The organism is Donghicola tyrosinivorans (assembly GCF_003003355.1).
Lineage (GTDB): Bacteria > Pseudomonadota > Alphaproteobacteria > Rhodobacterales > Rhodobacteraceae > Donghicola > Donghicola tyrosinivorans.
Map to the genome: position 1 here is coordinate 332,062 of NZ_PVTQ01000002.1, position 17,914 is coordinate 349,975.

Annotated in this window: 23 protein-coding genes; 10 read left to right on the forward strand and 13 right to left on the reverse strand. The window is 61.0% G+C overall.

Features of this window, described 5'->3' with window-relative positions; genetic code table 11:
* Nucleotides 1–79: 79 nt before the first annotated feature.
* Nucleotides 80–1,000 (reverse strand): manganese-dependent inorganic pyrophosphatase, encoded by a 921-nt coding sequence (locus tag CLV74_RS04105; RefSeq protein WP_106262945.1) that lies wholly within the window; start codon nucleotides 998–1,000, stop codon nucleotides 80–82.
* A 138-nt stretch (nucleotides 1,001–1,138) separates the two neighbouring features.
* Nucleotides 1,139–2,137: a TraB/GumN family protein gene (locus tag CLV74_RS04110; protein ID WP_170107976.1), complete on the reverse strand. Its 999-nt coding sequence runs from the start codon at nucleotides 2,135–2,137 to the stop codon at nucleotides 1,139–1,141.
* 231 nt (nucleotides 2,138–2,368) lie between these two features.
* On the opposite strand from CLV74_RS04110, the gene groES reads away from it, so the two are divergent.
* The 4 genes from groES to CLV74_RS04130 all read left to right on the forward strand — a co-directional run bounded on the left by groES (nucleotide 2,369) and on the right by CLV74_RS04130 (nucleotide 5,794).
* A complete protein-coding gene (groES, locus tag CLV74_RS04115) occupies nucleotides 2,369–2,656 on the forward strand; it encodes a co-chaperone GroES (RefSeq protein ID WP_106262947.1) in 288 nt (95 codons plus the stop codon).
* A gap of 45 nt (nucleotides 2,657–2,701) precedes the next feature.
* Nucleotides 2,702–4,339: a chaperonin GroEL gene (gene groL / locus CLV74_RS04120; protein WP_106262948.1), complete on the forward strand. Its 1,638-nt coding sequence runs from the start codon at nucleotides 2,702–2,704 to the stop codon at nucleotides 4,337–4,339.
* Between the two features lie 118 nt (nucleotides 4,340–4,457).
* Nucleotides 4,458–4,937, forward strand: a complete 480-nt coding sequence (locus tag CLV74_RS04125; protein ID WP_106262949.1) for a GNAT family N-acetyltransferase — start codon at nucleotides 4,458–4,460, stop codon at nucleotides 4,935–4,937.
* Nucleotides 4,938–4,948: 11 nt separating this feature from the next.
* Nucleotides 4,949–5,794 (forward strand): DMT family transporter, encoded by an 846-nt coding sequence (locus CLV74_RS04130; RefSeq protein WP_106262950.1) that lies wholly within the window; start codon nucleotides 4,949–4,951, stop codon nucleotides 5,792–5,794.
* Here CLV74_RS04130 and CLV74_RS04135 read toward each other — a convergent pair.
* Complete coding sequence (locus CLV74_RS04135; protein ID WP_106262951.1) at nucleotides 5,760–6,209, reverse strand: NUDIX domain-containing protein; 450 nt, start codon at nucleotides 6,207–6,209, stop codon at nucleotides 5,760–5,762. The two genes, CLV74_RS04130 and CLV74_RS04135, sit on opposite strands and share 35 nt — an antisense overlap.
* Nucleotides 6,210–6,272: 63 nt before the next feature.
* Between CLV74_RS04135 and CLV74_RS04140 the strand changes: the two genes are divergently transcribed.
* Nucleotides 6,273–7,421 carry an alpha-D-ribose 1-methylphosphonate 5-triphosphate diphosphatase gene (locus CLV74_RS04140; protein ID WP_106262952.1) on the forward strand — a complete coding sequence of 383 codons (1,149 nt, stop codon included), beginning with the start codon at nucleotides 6,273–6,275 and terminating at the stop codon, nucleotides 7,419–7,421.
* A gap of 42 nt (nucleotides 7,422–7,463) precedes the next feature.
* On the opposite strand, the gene CLV74_RS04145 is transcribed toward CLV74_RS04140, so the two are convergent.
* From CLV74_RS04145 to CLV74_RS04155, 3 genes are read right to left on the reverse strand one after another with little or no spacing between them, the layout of a single operon-like run.
* Nucleotides 7,464–8,534, reverse strand: a complete 1,071-nt coding sequence (locus tag CLV74_RS04145; RefSeq protein WP_106262953.1) for a 5-(carboxyamino)imidazole ribonucleotide synthase — start codon at nucleotides 8,532–8,534, stop codon at nucleotides 7,464–7,466.
* On the reverse strand, nucleotides 8,527–9,015 hold the full coding sequence (gene purE, locus CLV74_RS04150) for a 5-(carboxyamino)imidazole ribonucleotide mutase (protein ID WP_106262954.1): 489 nt from the start codon (nucleotides 9,013–9,015) through the stop codon (nucleotides 8,527–8,529). The genes CLV74_RS04145 and purE overlap by 8 nt, the downstream gene beginning before the upstream one ends.
* A gap of 46 nt (nucleotides 9,016–9,061) precedes the next feature.
* A complete protein-coding gene (locus tag CLV74_RS04155; protein ID WP_106262955.1) occupies nucleotides 9,062–9,286 on the reverse strand; it encodes a YdcH family protein in 225 nt (74 codons plus the stop codon).
* A 155-nt stretch (nucleotides 9,287–9,441) separates the two neighbouring features.
* Between CLV74_RS04155 and CLV74_RS04160 the strand changes: the two genes are divergently transcribed.
* Both CLV74_RS04160 and CLV74_RS04165 read left to right on the forward strand, forming a co-directional pair.
* The gene (locus CLV74_RS04160; RefSeq protein ID WP_106262956.1) at nucleotides 9,442–9,855 is read left to right on the forward strand and encodes an Hsp20 family protein; all 414 of its coding nucleotides are present in this window, start codon (nucleotides 9,442–9,444) and stop codon (nucleotides 9,853–9,855) included.
* 3 nt (nucleotides 9,856–9,858) lie between these two features.
* Nucleotides 9,859–10,086: a DUF1150 family protein gene (locus tag CLV74_RS04165; RefSeq protein WP_106262957.1), complete on the forward strand. Its 228-nt coding sequence runs from the start codon at nucleotides 9,859–9,861 to the stop codon at nucleotides 10,084–10,086.
* A gap of 57 nt (nucleotides 10,087–10,143) precedes the next feature.
* Here the strand turns inward: CLV74_RS04165 and CLV74_RS04170 are convergent, their stop codons facing one another.
* The 3 genes from CLV74_RS04170 to trxB form a co-directional block, all read right to left on the reverse strand.
* The gene (locus CLV74_RS04170) at nucleotides 10,144–11,022 is read right to left on the reverse strand and encodes a DMT family transporter (protein ID WP_106262958.1); all 879 of its coding nucleotides are present in this window, start codon (nucleotides 11,020–11,022) and stop codon (nucleotides 10,144–10,146) included.
* A 43-nt stretch (nucleotides 11,023–11,065) separates the two neighbouring features.
* On the reverse strand, nucleotides 11,066–11,602 hold the full coding sequence (locus tag CLV74_RS04175) for an isochorismatase family protein (protein WP_106262959.1): 537 nt from the start codon (nucleotides 11,600–11,602) through the stop codon (nucleotides 11,066–11,068).
* Between the two features lie 61 nt (nucleotides 11,603–11,663).
* Complete coding sequence (gene trxB, locus CLV74_RS04180) at nucleotides 11,664–12,626, reverse strand: thioredoxin-disulfide reductase (protein WP_106262960.1); 963 nt, start codon at nucleotides 12,624–12,626, stop codon at nucleotides 11,664–11,666.
* A gap of 212 nt (nucleotides 12,627–12,838) precedes the next feature.
* Between trxB and CLV74_RS04185 the strand changes: the two genes are divergently transcribed.
* The gene (locus CLV74_RS04185; RefSeq protein WP_106262961.1) at nucleotides 12,839–13,339 is read left to right on the forward strand and encodes an Lrp/AsnC family transcriptional regulator; all 501 of its coding nucleotides are present in this window, start codon (nucleotides 12,839–12,841) and stop codon (nucleotides 13,337–13,339) included.
* A gap of 392 nt (nucleotides 13,340–13,731) precedes the next feature.
* Here the strand turns inward: CLV74_RS04185 and CLV74_RS22745 are convergent, their stop codons facing one another.
* The 4 genes from CLV74_RS22745 to lgt form a co-directional block, all read right to left on the reverse strand.
* Entirely contained in the window at nucleotides 13,732–13,887 is a 156-nt protein-coding gene (locus CLV74_RS22745) for a hypothetical protein (RefSeq protein ID WP_170107977.1), read from the reverse strand.
* Between the two features lie 160 nt (nucleotides 13,888–14,047).
* Nucleotides 14,048–14,803 (reverse strand): peptidoglycan editing factor PgeF, encoded by a 756-nt coding sequence (gene pgeF / locus CLV74_RS04190; RefSeq protein ID WP_106262962.1) that lies wholly within the window; start codon nucleotides 14,801–14,803, stop codon nucleotides 14,048–14,050.
* A 15-nt stretch (nucleotides 14,804–14,818) separates the two neighbouring features.
* Entirely contained in the window at nucleotides 14,819–15,886 is a 1,068-nt protein-coding gene (locus CLV74_RS04195; protein ID WP_106262963.1) for a class I SAM-dependent methyltransferase, read from the reverse strand.
* Entirely contained in the window at nucleotides 15,883–16,752 is an 870-nt protein-coding gene (gene lgt / locus CLV74_RS04200) for a prolipoprotein diacylglyceryl transferase (protein WP_106262964.1), read from the reverse strand. Before lgt ends, CLV74_RS04195 begins: the two co-directional genes overlap by 4 nt.
* Before the next feature lie 96 nt (nucleotides 16,753–16,848).
* On the opposite strand from lgt, the gene CLV74_RS04205 reads away from it, so the two are divergent.
* Nucleotides 16,849–17,094 (forward strand): accessory factor UbiK family protein, encoded by a 246-nt coding sequence (locus tag CLV74_RS04205; RefSeq protein WP_106262965.1) that lies wholly within the window; start codon nucleotides 16,849–16,851, stop codon nucleotides 17,092–17,094.
* Nucleotides 17,095–17,377: 283 nt separating this feature from the next.
* A complete protein-coding gene (locus CLV74_RS04210) occupies nucleotides 17,378–17,878 on the forward strand; it encodes a type III secretion system chaperone family protein (RefSeq protein WP_106262966.1) in 501 nt (166 codons plus the stop codon).
* Nucleotides 17,879–17,914 lie beyond the last annotated feature (36 nt).

Here is a 17,914-nt window from a genome sequence, read left to right on the forward strand (position 1 = left end):
ATTTTCGCCGAAAATCGTTCGACGCGGGCCAGAGGCGGTGGACAGATTTTTCGCCGAAAAATCTGCGCCCCTTGGCGGATCAGAGTGCCAGGTTGGGGATGATCTGCTTTTTGCGGCTCATGATGCCGGGCAGAACGACGGTGTCGCCATCCACGGTCGCGCCAAAGCTTTTCTCTGCGACGGTTTTGACCAAATCGTTGGGGACCAAGAGGGTCGCCTCTTCTTTGATAATGTCCACGACGAACAACAGAACCTGATCGACGCCATCTTCGGCTTCAACGGTCTTGAAGGTTTCCATCAGGCTGGCTTTGCGGTCCAGCGGGATCTGGGGGGCGGTGGTTTCCAGAACCGAGACACGGAATTTCTTGCCGGCGACTTCGTATTCTTTCGAATCCATGCGGATCAGTTCCGCGTCCGAGAACGCCGAAACGTCCGACTTGGCAGCGAACAGTTCAGCGGCGTAGTCGGCGATGTTCACGCCCAGATCAGCCGCCAGCTTTTCCGCGACCGCGCGGTCGTGGTCGGTGGTGGTAGGGCTGCGGAATTCCAGCGTGTCGGAGAGGATGCACGACAGGGCGGCGCCTTTGATGGCTTCGGGCATCTTGGCTGCATCGTCACCCATCAGGTCAACCATGATGGTCGCGGTGCAAGCCAGCGGGCGCACGGTGATGTCGATGGGGCCTTTGGTTTCCAGACCGCCGACCAGCTTGTGGTGGTCGATGATGCCTTGGATGTCGGCCTCATTGATGCCTGCGGGCAGTTCGGCGGGGTTGTTGGTGTCCACGATGACGACGGGGGTGTCGGCAGCCACGTCCGAGATAATTTCCGGCTTGTCCAAGTTCCAGCGGGTCAGGACAAAGGCGGCTTCGGTGTTCGGCTCGCCCAGAAGGCGGGGGGATGCGGCGATCCCTTTCACTTCGTTCAGGTACCACGACCAGATGATCGGGCTGCCGGTCGAGTCGGTGTCAGGGGCTTTGTGGCCGAAAACGAGTGTCGTCATTGGAAATTTCCTCGGAGCATGAGTTTTGTCGCGTGCCTTATATGGCTGCGCGGTGCCGTTGTCACCAGAACGTGGTGGACAGGTTGTCACAACTTTGGTGCAGGCTGTTTGGTGTGAGGCCGCGGTCTGGAGCGGGGCTTACAAGGGGATGCGGCTGATGCTGAAGCCTTCGGCTGCAAGCAGGGACAGGATCCCTTCTTGCCCGATCAGATGGGCGGCACCGACGGCGACAACGCTCTGATCGAAGGTCTCGGCCGCGCGCAGGATTTCGGGCATCCATTTGTGGTTGCGCGAGGTCAGCAGCAGGTCTTCGGTGATTTTCAGATCCTCGGCAATCTCTTCTGCGGGGCGAGTGGTGTCGCGGTAGGCCAGCACCGTGGATAGCGCCCATGCGGTGGCGTGGTCCTCGCGGAAGTAGGCATCCAGCAGGGCGGTGAAGGCCTCGGGCGATTGGGCATCGGGGGTGAGTGAGAGGCGCAGGAAGTCCAACTGTTCGTCTTCGGGGATGCTTTCGAAGATACGAAATAGTGTGCGCCAGTCTTCCAGCGGGCCGCGCAGGATCTGGTTCTTGTCAGCGATCTGTTCCACCAGTTTATCCAGCCCGCCGTCGCCCGTGGCCATCATCTGCATGGCGCAGGGCGGCACCGAAAGCAGCATGGCCACGTACCACGGCTTCATCTTGGCAATCAGCGGCGAGGGGATGCCGCGGGCGTTCATGGCGGCGCGCAGTTGGGTCCAGACCTCTTCTTCCAGCTGATCGGGTAGGGTGGGGCCATCGGGATTGAAAACGAAGGTCGGCTCATTGGCGATGGCGTCTTTCAGGCGGGCCTCTTCGTCTGATGTGGCCTCAAGCAGGACGAAGTCCGATCTGCGTATCAAGGGGCGCAGCTTGGCCATGGTGCGGGCATGGCGCGGGTCCGAGATATGCAAGGTGCCCACGATGATCAGGGACTGATCCCCCCGCTTGGCGTGCCAAAGGATGCCTGAGCCATTCACCGTTTCGGACGTGATTTTCGTCAGTTGTTCATATTCTTCGGGGCTGAGGTAATCGGTCAGGGCAGGACCATTGCCGCAGGTGGCAGCCGCAGTGGTTGCCAGCATGAAACTGCTGATCAGGCCGAGAAGAATTGAACGCATACGGGGACCCCTTATCTTTAGGCAGAAGGTAAGGCGGTGGGGATGGGCGCTCAATCCGCCAAACGGGAATGAGACTGGAAAAGTAGCGAAAATTCTTCGCATGGGGTGCTTGACTCTGATCTTTGCGATACCTAGCTTCCCCTCGTTAGCACTCACGGAGGGTGAGTGATAACGCCCCGGGATTGGCCGGGGATCCAACAGGATTTAACTTTGAGCCAAGGAGCCTCAGAGATGGCATTTACCCCGCTTCATGACCGTGTGCTGGTCCGTCGCGTTGAGAGCGAAGAAAAAACCGCTGGTGGTCTGATCATTCCCGATAGCGCGAAAGAGAAGCCCGCAGAGGGTGAAGTTGTCGCAGTTGGCGCAGGCGTCCGCGATGACAAAGGCGCACGCGTCGAGCTGGATGTGAAAGCTGGCGACCGCGTTCTGTTCGGCAAGTGGTCGGGCACCGAAGTGACCGTCGACGGCAAAGAACTGCTGATCATGAAGGAAAGCGACATCCTGGGCGTTATCGCCTGATCGTCCGCCTTCTAATCCAAACATATTCAGACGAGGAAAAGCACAATGGCTGCTAAAGACGTCAAGTTTAACACCGACGCCCGTAACCGTATGCTGAAGGGTGTGAACATCCTTGCAGACGCCGTGAAAGTGACCCTGGGCCCCAAAGGCCGCAACGTGGTTCTGGAAAAGTCGTTCGGCGCGCCCCGCATCACTAAAGACGGTGTTTCGGTTGCCAAAGAGATCGAGCTGGAAGACAAGTTCGAGAACATGGGCGCCCAGATGGTGAAAGAAGTTGCTTCGCGTACCAACGACGAAGCAGGTGACGGCACCACCACCGCGACCGTTCTGGCGCAGGCGATCGTCAAAGAAGGCATGAAAGCTGTTGCAGCTGGCATGAACCCGATGGACCTGAAGCGCGGCATCGACCTGGCAACTGCCAAAGTCGTCGAAGCGATCAAAGCAGCTGCCCGTCCCGTTGAAGGCACCGAAGAAGTTGCTCAGGTTGGCACCATCTCGGCCAACGGCGAAGCAGAAATCGGCCGCCAGATTGCAGACGCGATGCAGAAGGTTGGCAACGAAGGCGTCATCACCGTCGAAGAGAACAAAGGTCTGGAAACCGAGACCGACGTCGTCGAAGGTATGCAGTTCGACCGTGGCTACCTGTCGCCCTACTTCGTAACCAACTCGGACAAGATGATTGCCGAGCTGGAAGACTGCATGGTTCTGCTGCATGAGAAGAAACTGTCGTCGCTGCAGCCGATGGTTCCCCTGCTGGAGCAGGTCATCCAGTCGCAGAAGCCCCTGCTGATCATCGCAGAGGACGTAGAAGGCGAAGCGCTGGCAACTCTGGTTGTCAACAAACTGCGCGGCGGCCTGAAAATTGCTGCTGTTAAGGCACCCGGCTTCGGCGATCGTCGTAAGGCGATGCTGCAGGACATCGCGATCCTGACCGGCGGTCAGGTGATCAGCGAAGATCTGGGCATGAAGCTGGAATCGGTGACCATGGACATGCTTGGCAACGCCAAGAAAATCCAGATCAGCAAAGACGAAACCACCATCGTTGACGGTGCAGGCGACAAAGCCGAGATCGAAGCCCGCGTTGGCCAGATCCGCAACCAGATCGAAGAGACCTCGTCGGACTACGACCGTGAGAAGCTGCAAGAGCGCGTTGCCAAACTGGCAGGCGGTGTTGCTGTTATCCGCGTCGGCGGCATGACTGAAGTTGAAGTGAAAGAGCGTAAAGACCGCGTTGATGACGCGCTGAACGCAACTCGCGCAGCTGTTCAGGAAGGCATCGTAGTTGGCGGTGGTGTTGCTCTGGTTCAGGCTGGCAAGTCGCTGGCAGGTGTGGAAGGCGCGAACGCCGACCAGAACGCCGGTGTTGCAATCGTCCGTAAGGCTCTGGAAGCACCGCTGCGCCAGATCGCTGAAAACGCAGGCGTTGACGGCTCGGTTGTTGCTGGCAAAGTCCGCGAAAGCGAAGACCTGAAGTTCGGCTACAACGCTCAGACCGACGAATATGGCGACATGTTCAAGTTCGGCGTGATCGACCCCGCCAAAGTGACCCGTACCGCTCTGGAAGACGCGGCATCGGTTGCTGGCCTGCTGATCACCACCGAAGCGATGGTTGCAGACAAGCCCTCGAAAGACGGCGGCGCGCCTGCAATGCCCGACATGGGCGGCATGGGCGGCATGATGTAATCTGCCGTTTATCGGAATTACGGAGAGGGCGTCCTGCGGGGCGCCCTTTTCTTTTGCGCCGTTTCTATGGTCAGGTGGTGCCGATGAGTATTTGGGCAATAAAGAAGCAGGGGGCGGGATGCTGAAGATGCCTAGGTTCGCGCGGGAGATGAAGCGCGGGGAAGAGGCCGAAGTCGCCGCTTTGCTGGAGCGGGCCTTCAAGGGGCCCGATGAGGCGCGGCTGGTTGAGGCCTTGCGCCGGTCCGGAGATATGGCCGGTGAGATGGTGCTGCCTTCGGATGATGGTGTAGTGGGTTACTACGCCTTGTCGCGGATGCGCGGGCCCAAGGGTTGGTTGTGTCTGGCCCCCGTCGCGATTGACCCCGATTGGCAAGGGCGCGGGCATGGTCGGCGGTTTGTCGGACAGCTGGCAGCATGGGCCGAAGCCTCGGGTGAGGTGGTTGTCGTTCTGGGGGATGTGCCGTTTTACGAGCGGTGCGGGTTTTTGGCCGCGCGGGCCGCGGGTCTGACGTCGCCTTATGACATTGCCCACACGTTGGTGGCTGGCGGCGCGGGCGCGCTGGACGGCGATTTGGTTTATCCCAAAGCCTTTGGCTGATTGAGGGTGTTATGCGGTTCTTCGTGCTGACAGCGGTGGTGATGGTGGCTTTCGCGGCCAATTCGGTGCTGAACCGGATGGCTGTGGAGGGGGCTGGCATGTCCGCCATGGGCTTTGCTGCGGTGCGGTTGACGTCCGGCGCTGTGGTCCTCTGGGCGCTGGTGGGGTTGCGCGGGGGCGCGATGCCCTGGCGGCAGGGCCCGCGCGTCACCGGTGTGTTGGCGCTGTTGGGTTATGCCCTGTGTTTCTCGCTAGCCTATGAGGCGCTGGATGCGGGGCTGGGGGCCTTGCTTTTGTTCGGGATGGTGCAGATCACCATGTTTCTGGCCGCAGTGCTGCGGCGGGAAGAGGTGCCTTTGATGCGCTGGATTGGGGCGGCGGTGGCCTTTGGCGGTCTGGTCTGGCTGCTGAGTCCGGGGGGCAGCACTGTTGCGATGGGACCTGCTGTGTTGATGGCGGGCGCTGGCGTGGCTTGGGGGTTGTATTCGCTGGCGGGTCGGCATGAGCGTGAGGCGACCGCCGGGACGGCGGCGAACTTTGTACTGGCGGCGCCGCTGGCAGGTCTGGCCTGGATCATCAACGGCGGGGATGTTACGGCACGCGGGGCGATTTTGGCCTGCGTGTCGGGGGCGATTGCCTCCGGTCTTGGCTATGCCCTGTGGTATCAGTTGGTGCCGCGATTGGGGGCCGCGCGGGCGGCGGTGGCGCAGTTGACGGTGCCGGTGATTGCGGGTCTTGGTGGGGCGCTGTTGCTGGCCGAGGTGCCATCTTTGCGTCTGATGCTGGCGGGTGCACTGGTGCTTGGGGGTGTGGCGTTATCGCTTAGTGCTGGATCGGTTCAAGCGGGTCGTAGGTAAGCCCGCCCGCACCGAAGGCCACGTCGATCAGGCTGTCGGGTTTAAGGCGCAGGCGACGGGCTTCGGGCTCTGTGACCCAGCGGCGGTCGGTCACCACGCCTTCGGGATCGCGCCAAGCGGGGTCGATCTCGGGATCAGGGGTGGAGCAGCGAAAGAACACCTCAATCTGGTGAAAGCCGCTTTTGGGGTCGTGGAATTCGTTGATCAGGCAAGGCGCGCCGACAGCAATATGCACGCCGGTTTCCTCATGGACTTCGCGGGCAAGGTTATCGGGCAGGCTGGTGCCGATCTGGACGCCGCCACCGGGCGCACACCACAGATCGCTTTTCCCATCCGGCCATGCGTTGACCAGCAGCAGACGGTCTTGGTGGAGCAGAACGGCGCGGGTGGCGATGCGGGGGGTCTTGTGTCTCATGATCGGCCTTTCTTCGCTACGCTCACTCTTGCCGAGGGACGCGGGGCAGGGCAAGAGAGCGCTATGACAAAGCAGTCTTGGATATTTGCCGGTGCGCAGGTGATTGGCCCCGATGGGGTGGCCGCGCAGGATGTGAGCGTTGCAGACGGACTGATCGTGGATCAGGCCGAGGGGCGGCGCGTGGACCTGAGCGGTTGGACCCTAGCGCCCGGCATCGTGGATGTGCATGGCGACGGGTTCGAGCGTCATGTGGCCGTGCGGCGCGGGGCGCTGACGGCGATGGAGAACGGCCTGATCGCTGTTGAGGCCGAGTTGGCCGCGAACGGGATCACAACGGCCGTACTGGCCCAGTTCTTTAGCTGGGAAGGGGGCATGCGTGGCCCTGAGTTTGCCGAAAAGCTGGTGGATGCGTGGCTTGTGGCGGCGCCTCAGGTCTCGACCGATTTGCGGCTGCAGTTGCGGCTGGAGACCAATCTGATCGATCGGTTCGACGAGGCGCTGGCGCTGATTGATCGGGCGGGAATCGGCTATGTGGTGTTCAATGATCACTTGCCCCATGACCGCTTGGCGCAGGGACGCAAGCCGCCCCGTCTGACAGGGCAGGCGTTGAAATCGGGCCGCAGTCCCGAGGCGCATCTGGCGCTGATGCAACGGCTGCACGCGCAAGTGGATAAGGTGCCAGCGGCATTGGCGGAGATGGCGGAGAAGCTGTTGGCGCGGGGCGTGCGTCTTGGCAGTCATGACGATGGCAGCGCTGAGGATCGGGCCGAGGGGCGTGCTTTGGGGGCCAAGGTCAGCGAGTTTCCTGAAAGCATTGAGGCGGCGGCGGCCGCGCGGGACCATGATGAGGTGGTTGTCATGGGCGCGCCGAATATTGTGCGCGGGGCCAGCCATGCGGGCAACGTCAGCGCGCGCGAGATTGTACGTCTGGGGCTGTGTGATGCCTTGGCCTCGGACTACCATTATCCCAGCCCGCGCTATGCGGCGCTGTCTTTGGTGGAAGAGGGGATTTGCGATCTGGCCAGCGCGTGGCGACTGTTGTCGGAAGGTCCGGCGCGGGCGCTTGGACTGGAAGATCGCGGTGTGATCGCCAGCGGCAAGCGGGCCGATCTGGTGATCTTTGATGCTGCGACAGGACGCGTGGGCGCGACGATCGCGGGGGGTGAGATCACCTATCTGACCCATCCGCTGGCGCGGCGGTTTCTGGCGTAATCTGCCAAAAGGAAAAAGGCCCGCATGTGCGGGCCTTTTGCTTTATGCTTTGGTGATCCGGTTCACGTGGCCCATTTTGCGTCCAGCGCGGGCCTCGGCTTTGCCGTAGAGATGGATCTGGGTGTTCGGCTGTTTCGCCAGCTCCGGCCAAGTGTGCGCGTCGTCCCCGATCAGGTTGGTCATCACCACATCGGCGTAGCGTTGGCCGTCGCCAAGAGGCCAGCCCGCGACCGCCCGGATGTGCTGTTCGAACTGGTCCACGGCGCAGCCTGCCTGCGTCCAGTGGCCCGAGTTGTGAACGCGGGGTGCGATTTCATTCACCACAAGGCCTTGAGGTGTGACGAAAAGCTCGACCCCCATGACGCCCACGTAGCCCAGTTTGTTCAGGATCTGCGCCGCCAGCAGCACTGCATCCGTGCGCTGTTTGGCGCTGAGGCGGGCGGGGACCGTGGTGGTGTGCAGGATGCCGTTCACATGGACATTCTCACCGGGGTCGAAGCAGGCGACTTCGCCGGTGGTGCCGCGTGCTGCGATGACCGAGACCTCATGGCTGAAGTCCACGAAACCTTCGAAGATCGCGGGGGCGCCGTTCATATCCGCGAGGGCCTGTTCGGCGTCTTCAGCGGTTTTGATGCGGGCCTGGCCCTTGCCGTCGTAACCGAAGCGGCGGGTTTTCAGGATCGCGGGGGCACCGATTTCGGTCAGGGCTTCGGCCATGTCCTCGGCGTCGTCCACGGCTGCGAAGGGCGCGGTTTTAAGGCCCAGATCGGTGAGAAACGCCTTTTCCGTCAGGCGGTCCTGCGACACGGCCAATGCGCGGCGGTTGGGGTGGATGGGCTTGAGCGCCTCAAGAGCGTCAAGGGCATCGGTGGGGATGTTCTCGAACTCATAGGTGATGACATCCACATCCGCCGCCCAAGCGCGCAGGGCGTCCAGATCATCGTAAGATGCGGTGGTCAGCTTGTCGCAAACCTGACCGGCAGGGGCGTTGGGATCGGGCTCATAAACCGAGGTCTTGAGGCCAAGGCGTGCCGCCGCAAGGGACAGCATCCGCCCCAGTTGGCCGCCGCCAAGAATGCCGATAGTGCTGCCGGGAAGAAGGGCGTCAGTCACGGACGGGCTCCTCTGCGATAGAGGCCGAGAGGTCCGCACGCCATTTGTCCAGACGGGCGGCCAGTTCGGGATCGTTCACCGCCAGAATGCCAGCGGCCATGAGGCCCGCGTTGGCCGCACCTGCGCCGCCGATGGCCATGGTGGCAACGGGGAAGCCGCGGGGCATTTGCAGGATCGAATAAAGGCTGTCCACGCCCGAAAGGGCTTTGGTCTGGACCGGAACGCCAATCACCGGAATGCGCGTTTTCGAGGCCATCATGCCCGGCAAGTGGGCAGCGCCGCCGGCACCGGCGATAATCACATGCAAACCGCGGTCTGCGGCGGTTTTGCCGTAATCCCAGAGGCGATCGGGGGTGCGGTGGGCCGAGACGATCTTGACCTCATGCGCGATCCCGAGGGCATCCAGCATGTCAGCGGCTTCTTTCATGGTGGGCCAGTCCGACTGGCTGCCCATGATGATTCCTACGCGGGGTGTGCTCATTGGCGCTCCTCTTAGCTAGAGTGCGCCTTATAGCGGAACCGTTAGATCACGCAATAATATCAGGATAGAGAAGGTCGTTAATCCGCGCGATCCGGTCCTTGAGGCCCAGTTTTTCACGCTTGAGCCGTTGCAGCGTTAGCTGGTCCGCGGTGCCCTTGTCATGAAGGGCGGCGATAGCTTCGTCCAGATCGCGGTGCTTTTGCTTAAAGATCTCCAGCTCATAGCGCAGGACATCTTCGGATTTCATGGACAGGTCGCTCGGGGCATTCATGACTGGCTTCCAGACTGTTGGACTCTGAATATATCAAAGGGGGTCGGTTTCGCAAAGCCCTTGCGAAGGGCAGACGCACTGCCCATATTTGACATGAAGACGCAGGTTGCCGGTTCGGGGCCTGACTGACGGTCGCTTTATAAAAGGGCATGTCGATGACAAAATTGACTTTGGGGGCGCACCCCTATCTTTTGGGGTTTGAACAGCTGGAACGGCTGGTCGAGCGGACCGCAAAAAGCGGGAACGAAGGCTACCCCCCTTACAACATCGAACAGACATCGGAGCGGTCCTACCGGATCACGCTGGCCCTTGCAGGGTTCTGCGAGGATGACCTGTCCATCACGGTCGAGGATCGCCAGCTGGTGGTCCGTGGCCGTCAGGGCGATGACAGCGAAGGTCGCATCTTTTTGCATCGCGGGATCGCCGCGCGGCAGTTCCAACGCAGTTTTGTGTTGGCGGATGGGGTCGAGGTCGGCGATGCTACGATGGAGAACGGCCTGTTGCACATCGATCTGCGCCGTACGGTTCCTGAAACCGTGGTGCAGGAGATCAAAATTAGGAAGGGGTAATACATGGATACGAAAGTCGATTTTCTGAGCGGTGAAAACACCAAGATCGTCTACGTGCGCCCCGTGCGTGTGGCAGACCTGCCCGAAGAGGTTCGCGAACAGGCCGAAGGTGCCGAGACCCTTTATGCGGTGCATGATGCCCAAGGGACCCGCCTGGCGCTGGTGAAAGACCGTCGCGGGGCCTTCGCGCTGGCCCGCCAGAACGATCTGGCGCCGGTGGCAGTGCATTAATTACTGCTGGAATAGCGGATAGACGGGCGCTCCTTCGGGGGCGCCTTTTGTTTTGGCTCAGGGTGTGCGGGGGCGCAGTTCCTGACCGATCACCAGAAGCCCTGCGATCAGGATGGTGCCCATGCCTGCGATAGCCAGCGGCGTGGGCAGGATGGCGAAGAGGACCGCGTCAAAGCCGATGGCCCAGATGAGGCCGGTGAAGTCGAAGGGTGCGATGGTGGAGACAGGCGCACGGGCGACGGCCTTGGTGCTGGCAATATGGGCGAGGCCGCCCAGAAGGCCCGAAGCGGTCAGCAGCATGAGGTCTGGCGTGGTGAGTTGCGGCCAGCCGAAGGGCAGGGTGCAAAGGCCGATCCCTGCGCAGATCACAGCGAAGTAAAAGGCGATGGTGGCGGCGCTTTCGGTGCGCGTCATGGCTTTGATATGGACGCGGACCACGGCCATGGTCAGCGCATAGGCCAGACCTGCCGCCACACCGATCCACGCGGTTTGACCCATGTCCAGCGACTGCCAAAGGATCAGCAGCGCCCCTGCAAAGCCAAGAGTGACGGCGCTCAAGGTCACAGGGCGCAGGCGTTCGCCCAGATGTAGGGCGGCAAGGGGCAGGGTCAGCACGGGGGCCAGATAGGCCAGCGCTTGGGCGTTTGCGACAGGCAGGTAGATCAGCGAGACAAAGCTGAACGCCATCGAGGCGGCTCCGAAGAGGCCGCGGGTCAGGTGGAGGCGCGGATGGCGGGTGCTGAGCGCCCGCGGCAGGTCAGAGCGCAGCGCCATGTACAAGACGATCGGGACCAGTGCTACGAATGACCGCCAAAAGATGATCTGCCCCAGCGCCGCGCGGGTGCCCACGGCGTGGATCACTGCCGACATGGCGGTGATCAACAGGACTGCCAGCAGGCGCAGTCCGATGCCGGAAAGGGCGGGGGGCATGCTCATGGGGTCGTGATAGCGCTAACGGTGGTACCTGAGCAAGCTTTGGCTAGCCGGCCAGTTCCGCTGATGTCTGAACCAGTCGCGCAAAATCTGCCTCAAGGTGCGCCATCGTGACATCGAAAATCACTTGTGCAGCGAGATCGGCGTGAGGCAGGTCGAAACCGAGGATGGCGTCTTTGACCACGGTCATGGTGAAGCCCAGATCCGAACCGTTTCGGACTGTGCTGTTCACGCAAAACCCCGCGACAGCGCCGGTGACAACCAGTTCGGTGATCCCGTGCTGGTGCAGATGGGCGGCAAGGTCTGTTGAGGCAAAGGCAGATGAGGTCTGTTTGATGAACACGGCCTCGCCTTCGAGGGCCTCGGCGCAGGGCATTGGCGGATAGCCTGCAGCGTCCTGATGCATGGGAGATCCGAGGTCGTCATCGCGGTGGCGGATGTGGATGACGGGCAGGCCGCGGTTCCGATAGGTGGCGGCAAGCGCGGCGATCCGTTCGGGGGCGTCTGCGTTGACGCAGTCGCGTCCGCTGTCCAGACGGCGCTGCATTTCCATCTGCATGTCGATGATGATCAGAGCCTTCATGGGACACATTCAGCGCTTTGGGGGCAGAAAAAAGCCGCCCCGAAGGGCGGCTGTTGGTGCTTTACTCGTTTTCGGCCAGCCAGCGTTCCGCTTCCAAAGCGGCCATACAGCCCATGCCTGCCGAAGTGACGGCCTGACGGTATTTGTCATCGGTCAGGTCGCCCGCAGCGAAGACGCCGGGGATCGAGGTGGCGGTGCTGTCGGGCTTGGTCACCACATAGCCGCCGTGATGGGTTTCCAGCACGCCTTCCACCAGTTCCGACGCGGGTGCGTGGCCGATGGCGACGAAAAAGCCGTCACAGGGGATTTCTTTGGTCTCGCCGGTGGTCATATGTTTGACACGCACGCCGGTGACGCCAAGGGGCGCCTCGGTGCCGAGGACTTCCTCGACCGAGTGATCCCAGACCGCTTCGATCTTCTCGTGCTTGAACAGGCGGTCTTGCAGGATCTTTTCCGCGCGCAGCGAGTCGCGGCGGTGGATCAGGGTCACTTTGCTGGCAAAGTTGGTCAGGAACAGCGCCTCTTCGACAGCGGTGTTGCCGCCGCCGATCACCACAATCTCTTTGCCGCGGTAGAAGAAGCCGTCACAGGTGGCACAGGCCGAAACGCCGAAGCCCTTGAACTTTTCTTCGCTTTCCAGACCCAGCCATTTGGCGCGGGCGCCGGTGGCCAGAATAACTGCATCGGCGGTGTAGGTGGTGCCGCTGTCCGCGTGGGCCACAAAGGGGCGCACGTCCAGATCAAGCTTGGTGATGTAGTCCGAGATGATCTCGGTCCCCATGGCGCGCGCGTGGGCTTCCATGTTCACCATCAGCTCGGGGCCCTGGATTTCGGTGTGGCCGGGCCAGTTTTCAACTTCGGTGGTGGTGGTCAGTTGGCCGCCGGGCTCCATGCCTTGAATCAGCAGGGGGTTCAGCATGGCGCGGCTGGCATAAACACCGGCGGTGTATCCGGCAGGACCGGAGCCAATGATCAATACCTTTGTGTGACGGGTCTCGACCTTTGTGTGACGGGTCTCGGCCATAGGGCACCTTTCTGTCTTGCGTCTTTGTGTCGAGCGAAGGATATAGACGCCCCGCTGCCCCGTTGAAAGGGGGGCGATATCGCATGGACGCCTTGTCGGGACAGGGTTCTACAGATAGGACGGAATAGCGATTAATTTTCTTGCGCAAAATTGAAATAATGTTGCGCATAGCCGTTGGTACAGTGTAAGGTTCGCAAAAACAGGAAGGCCCCATGCCCGCAACGCGACTTGATCCCATTGACCGCCGCATTCTTGCAGAACTGCAGGCGGATGGACGCATGACGAACGTGGAACTTGCCAAACGGGTCGGAATCTCGGCGCCTCCGTGCCTGCGCCGCGTGCGCACGTTGGAAGAGGCCGGTTTCATCAAGGGCTACCATGCAGACGTCGATTCCCGCGCGCTGGGGTTCGAGGTGAAGGTTTTCGCAAATGTCGGGCTGATCAGTCAGGCCGAAGCAGACCTGAGCGCCTTTGAGGCCCGTTGCCGTGAATGGCCGCTGGTGCGTGAGTGCCACATGCTGAACGGCGAGGTGGACTTTATCCTGAAATGCGTCGCGCCCGATCTGTCGACATTCCAAAGTTTTCTGACCGAGCAGTTGCTGAAGGCCGATAATGTGGCCAGCGTAAAGACCTCGCTGGTTATTCGCGGTGCCAAGGATGAGCCCGGCGTGCCCTTTGATGTTCTGGAAGAGCGTCTGAACCGCACCGCGTGATGCTGCGATCACAGTGAATGCTGAAGGCCCCGCCATCGTGCGGGGTTTTTCGTTTTTGAGGTTTGCTATCGTGGTGTGTGGGATATGAAAAAAGCGACCCCTTAACGACGGTTGAGGCTTTCCGTCAGGGTCGCTCTTTCATCAACAGTCCGCTTGCGCGGTAGGTCCACTGGTACGTGGTCCAGAAGGGGGCGCCGAGGCGCTCCGTTGCCTCATAACTGCCTCAATGGCGCTGGTTTGTCAAAACTTTGACACGATTTTCCCGACAAAAAAGTGAACTGGTGTGATTGCAGAAAGGTAATTGCTGCGATTGCAGTCAGATTGTTGCCACACACGCACAAAAGGCGCCCCAGAGGGACGCCTTTTTTCAAGAACGGAAAGGTTAGCGCGAATCAGGCGCTGCGGGCGATGCGCGGCTGCGGGTCGGGCTGGTTGCGCTTGGCGATCATGGCCTGACGTGTTGCGCCACGGGTCCACGGCAGTGCGGGAGTTTTGTCAGACTGTGCCGTTTTCAGCACCGACTTGAGAAAGCGGTTGTTCGATTTCATAGGAGCCTCTGCATATTGTATTTGTTAGTTTTTGTTTCGTTACAAAGTGCAGAGGAAATGCGGCGAACCTGTGTCGCGCCGTCGAAAACAACGTGAAAAATTAAGGCCGGATTGTTTCAATGGACGGTGAGGCCTATCCGTTATGATAGGTCACCTTTCCCTAGAGGCGAATGCAGGCAATCAAACGACCGTAATCTGCCTCTTTCTCATGGCAGCTGCGGCGATAGGAATAGAATCGCTGTGGATCCTCATAGGTGCAGTGGCCGGTCCAGTCGGCGGTATGCACACCAGCTTCGCGCAGGCGATGCATGCCGAAGGAGGGCAGGTCGAACAGCATGCGGTCGCCCTGTCCATTCGCGAAAAAGCGGGTGTAGCTGGTGTCTTCGCTTAGGAAACTGTCCAGAAACTCGGGGCCGACTTCATAGGCGCGCTGGCTGATGGTGGGGCCGATGATGGCGCGGATATTCTCGCGCTTGGCGCCAAGGGTCTCCATCGCCTCAACGGTGGCCTCCAGCACGCCCGAGATCGCGCCCTTCCAGCCTGCATGGGCCGCGCCGATAACGCCGCTTTCGGGATCGCTGAACAGCACGGGCTGGCAATCGGCGGTCAGGATCGCAAGGGCGACACCCGGTGTCTTGGTGGCCAGACCGTCCGCCTTGGGGGGCGTGGCCTGCGGGCCGTCCACAATCGCCACCTCGGCGGAATGGATTTGATGCACGCCCACCAGATTGGGCATGTCCACGCCCATAGCCGAGGCCACGCGGGCGCGGTTGATGGCCACGATCTCGGACTGGTCGGACGAGCCTGCGCCGCAGTTCAAGCCAGCAAAAATCCCCGAAGACGCGCCGCCGCTACGACCGAAAAACCCGTGACGGGTCGGTTCGAGAGCGCGGCTGGTGATGATGTCTAGGGTCATGATGCTCTGCTTTGCTTAGGCGCTTAGTCCGGCAGGGGCCGGTGCGGTTTCGGGCGTGATCCCCAGAACCTTGAACAAGGTTCCCATTTCTTCGGGATGGGTCAAGCGGCGATGGGCGGCGATATGGTTTTCCAGAGGCGTGCCGGACAGGCGGGTGGCCAGCGCCTGAGCGCGGGCGGTGATGCCAAGGCGTTCCAGAAACAGCCCTTGCCCCGTCAGTCGGGTGTATTTGGCTGGCTGCGCAGCAAGGGCGATGGCCTCGAAATCCACATGGGCGGTCAGGTCCGCTTGGCCAGGGTGATCCAGCGGGTCGGCGAATTCGTGGCGGCGCAGGGCTTGGAACGTGTCGCCCTGACTGCGCCAGTCGCCGTAGTCGATGATCAGCGCAAGGCCGCCTTGGGATGCGATGCGTTCCCCGATCTGGGCGGCAATGGCTTGCGCAGGCGCGCAGGTTTCCACCAGATCGCCGTCTTTGGTGTCCTCAAGCCGGTGGGCGAGGGCATCGATGGGGGCGGCATCGGACAGGCCTCGGGTCAGGCCGGTGTCCGAGGTGGTCACAAGGATTTCGCGCCACGCCTCGCCATCGCGCTGGAACTGGCGGATGGGTAGGGCGTCAAAGAATTCGTTGGCCACAAGGTAGAGCGGCACATCGTCGGGCAACTCGCCCGCGTGGGCGTGCCATGTGGGATTGTAGCCTGCCAGACGGGTAGCTTGGGCGTGTTGCAGGGCGGGCGAGGCCTCGACCAGATGCAGATGCACCGCATCATGAAAGCCCGGCACGCCTTTGGTGGCGCGCAGGATGTCGGCCATCAGCGACCCGCGTCCGGGCCCAAGTTCTGCCAGAGTGATCTTGGCGGGTGATCCTTGGTCCAGCCAGCTTTGCGCAAGACAAAGGCCGACCATCTCGCCGTACATCTGGCTGATCTCTGGGGCGGTGGTGAAATCACCCTTGGCGCCCAAAGGATCGCGGGTGGTGTAATAGCCGTGCTTGGGGTGCAGCAGGCAGGTAGTCATGTATTCGGACAGAGGCATCGGGCCGGTCAGGTCGATGCGGCTGCGGATCAGATCAAGCAGAGCGGTCATGCGGTCCCCTTGGTTCTGTGGCGGGCAATCAGGATCAGGCCCAGTCCGATGGCGACCATGGGTAAGGACAGAAGCTGACCCATGCTTAGGCCGTAGTCTCCCCACCAGATGGCATAGCCGTAGGGATTGTCCACATAGAACTGCGCGTCGGATTCCCGCGCCCATTCTACGATAAAGCGTGCGATGCCGTAGCCTGCGAAGAAGGCGCCAGCGATCTGGCCTGGACGGTGCGCAGCTTTGCGGCCCCACATCAGGAAGATCAGGATCAACCCAAGGACCAACCCTTCTAGTGCTGCTTCATAAAGCTGGCTGGGATGGCGGGGCAGGCCGTGGGGATCGGTCGGGAAAATCATCGCCCAAGGCGCGTCGGTGGGGCGGCCCCAGAGCTCTGCGTTGATAAAGTTCGCGATGCGCCCCAGTAGCAAGCCCGGCGGCGCGGCAAGGGCCAGCGCATCAGCAGCAGAGAGCATCGGGATGGCGTGCTTGCGGCAGAACAGCAGACCCGCGACGATGACCCCCAGAAGGCCACCGTGAAAGGCCATGCCTCCTTGCCAGACCATCGGGATCTCGGACGGATTGGCCAGATAGTATTCGGGTTTGTAGAACAGCACATAGCCCAAGCGCCCGCCAAGGATGACGCCGAAGATGATCCACGTCAGCAGCTCTTCGACCTGCGGCGGGGTCATGGGGGTGCGGCCTTTGGGCCAGAGTGCGGCGTTCTTGACTGCCATCACAACCAGTCGCCAGCCGATCAGCAGGCCCACGATATAGGCCAGCGCATACCAGCGCAGGGCCAGTGTGAAACTGCCGATCTGGAACGAGAATATCTCGGGGGAAATTTCGGGGTACGGAATAAGCGCTAGCATGTGCGACTGTCTGCCTGTGTCTTTTGGGCGAAGTCAAGGTTGAGCCTGACCCCATTGCGCCCCATATAGGGTGCAAAGGTAACGCCGGAGAGACCCATGCAAACCAAAGGCAAGTTTTTCGATGATGTTTCGCAGCTGATGACCAATGCCATGGGCGTGGCTCAGGGTGCGCGACAGGAAATGGAAACCGCATTCGCTTCGATGATCGACCGCTGGATGGCCGATCGCGATTTCGTCACGCGTGAAGAGTTCGATGCGGTTCGCGCAATGGCCCAGAAAGCCCGCGAAGAGAACGAGGCTTTGAAAGCCCGTCTGGACGCGCTGGAGAAGGGCGCGGAATAACCTTTTCGCAAGGTTAGTCTGATTGACAGGAAGGCGGCCCCTTGGGGTCGCCTTTTTCGTTTGTTGGTGCCGGAATTTGCCAAAGTTATCCACGGGGCTCTTGTGCCTGTGGATTCTTAATCCACAACTTATTGGGTCGATTACGAAAATATTGCTTTACGAATAGGCTTTAAAGCCCCACCATATTTAGTAGGGAAAGTGATTTGTTTCGCTTTTCCTAGACCAGGCACCTAGCAATAGCGGCGCTGCCACGCCGCCTTCGCTAAAAATATGGGGTGGCGCCATGGCACTTACAGAAGAGTTCGCGTCAGACGAACTGCATCCGATCGACATCGTCGAGACGTTGGCCGAGCATCATTCATGGGATTTCGATCGGGTCGGGGACGACCAGATCGCGATGGCCGTGGAAGGGCAATGGCGCACGTACTCGGTCACTTTGGCATGGTCCGGCTACGACGAGACCCTGCGCATGGTCTGCACCTTTGAGATGGAACCGCCGCTGGCGCGTCTGCCCGCTCTCTATGAGGCGCTGAACCACATCAATGACCAATGTTGGGCGGGCACTTTCAGCTACTGGCTTGAGCATAAGATGATGGTTTACCGCTACGGTCTGCTGCTGACTGGGGGGCAAATGGCGACACCGGAACAAATCGACGTGATGATCAGTTCCGCGATCGCCAACGCCGAGCGGTTCTATCCTGCGATGCAGCTGGTGGCTTGGGCGGATCGCGACCCGAAAGACGCGCTGCAAGTCGCCATTGCAGAGGCCTACGGGCGCGCCTAACCTGTCCCCGAAATCGGGTGGGCCGCTGGACGGCCC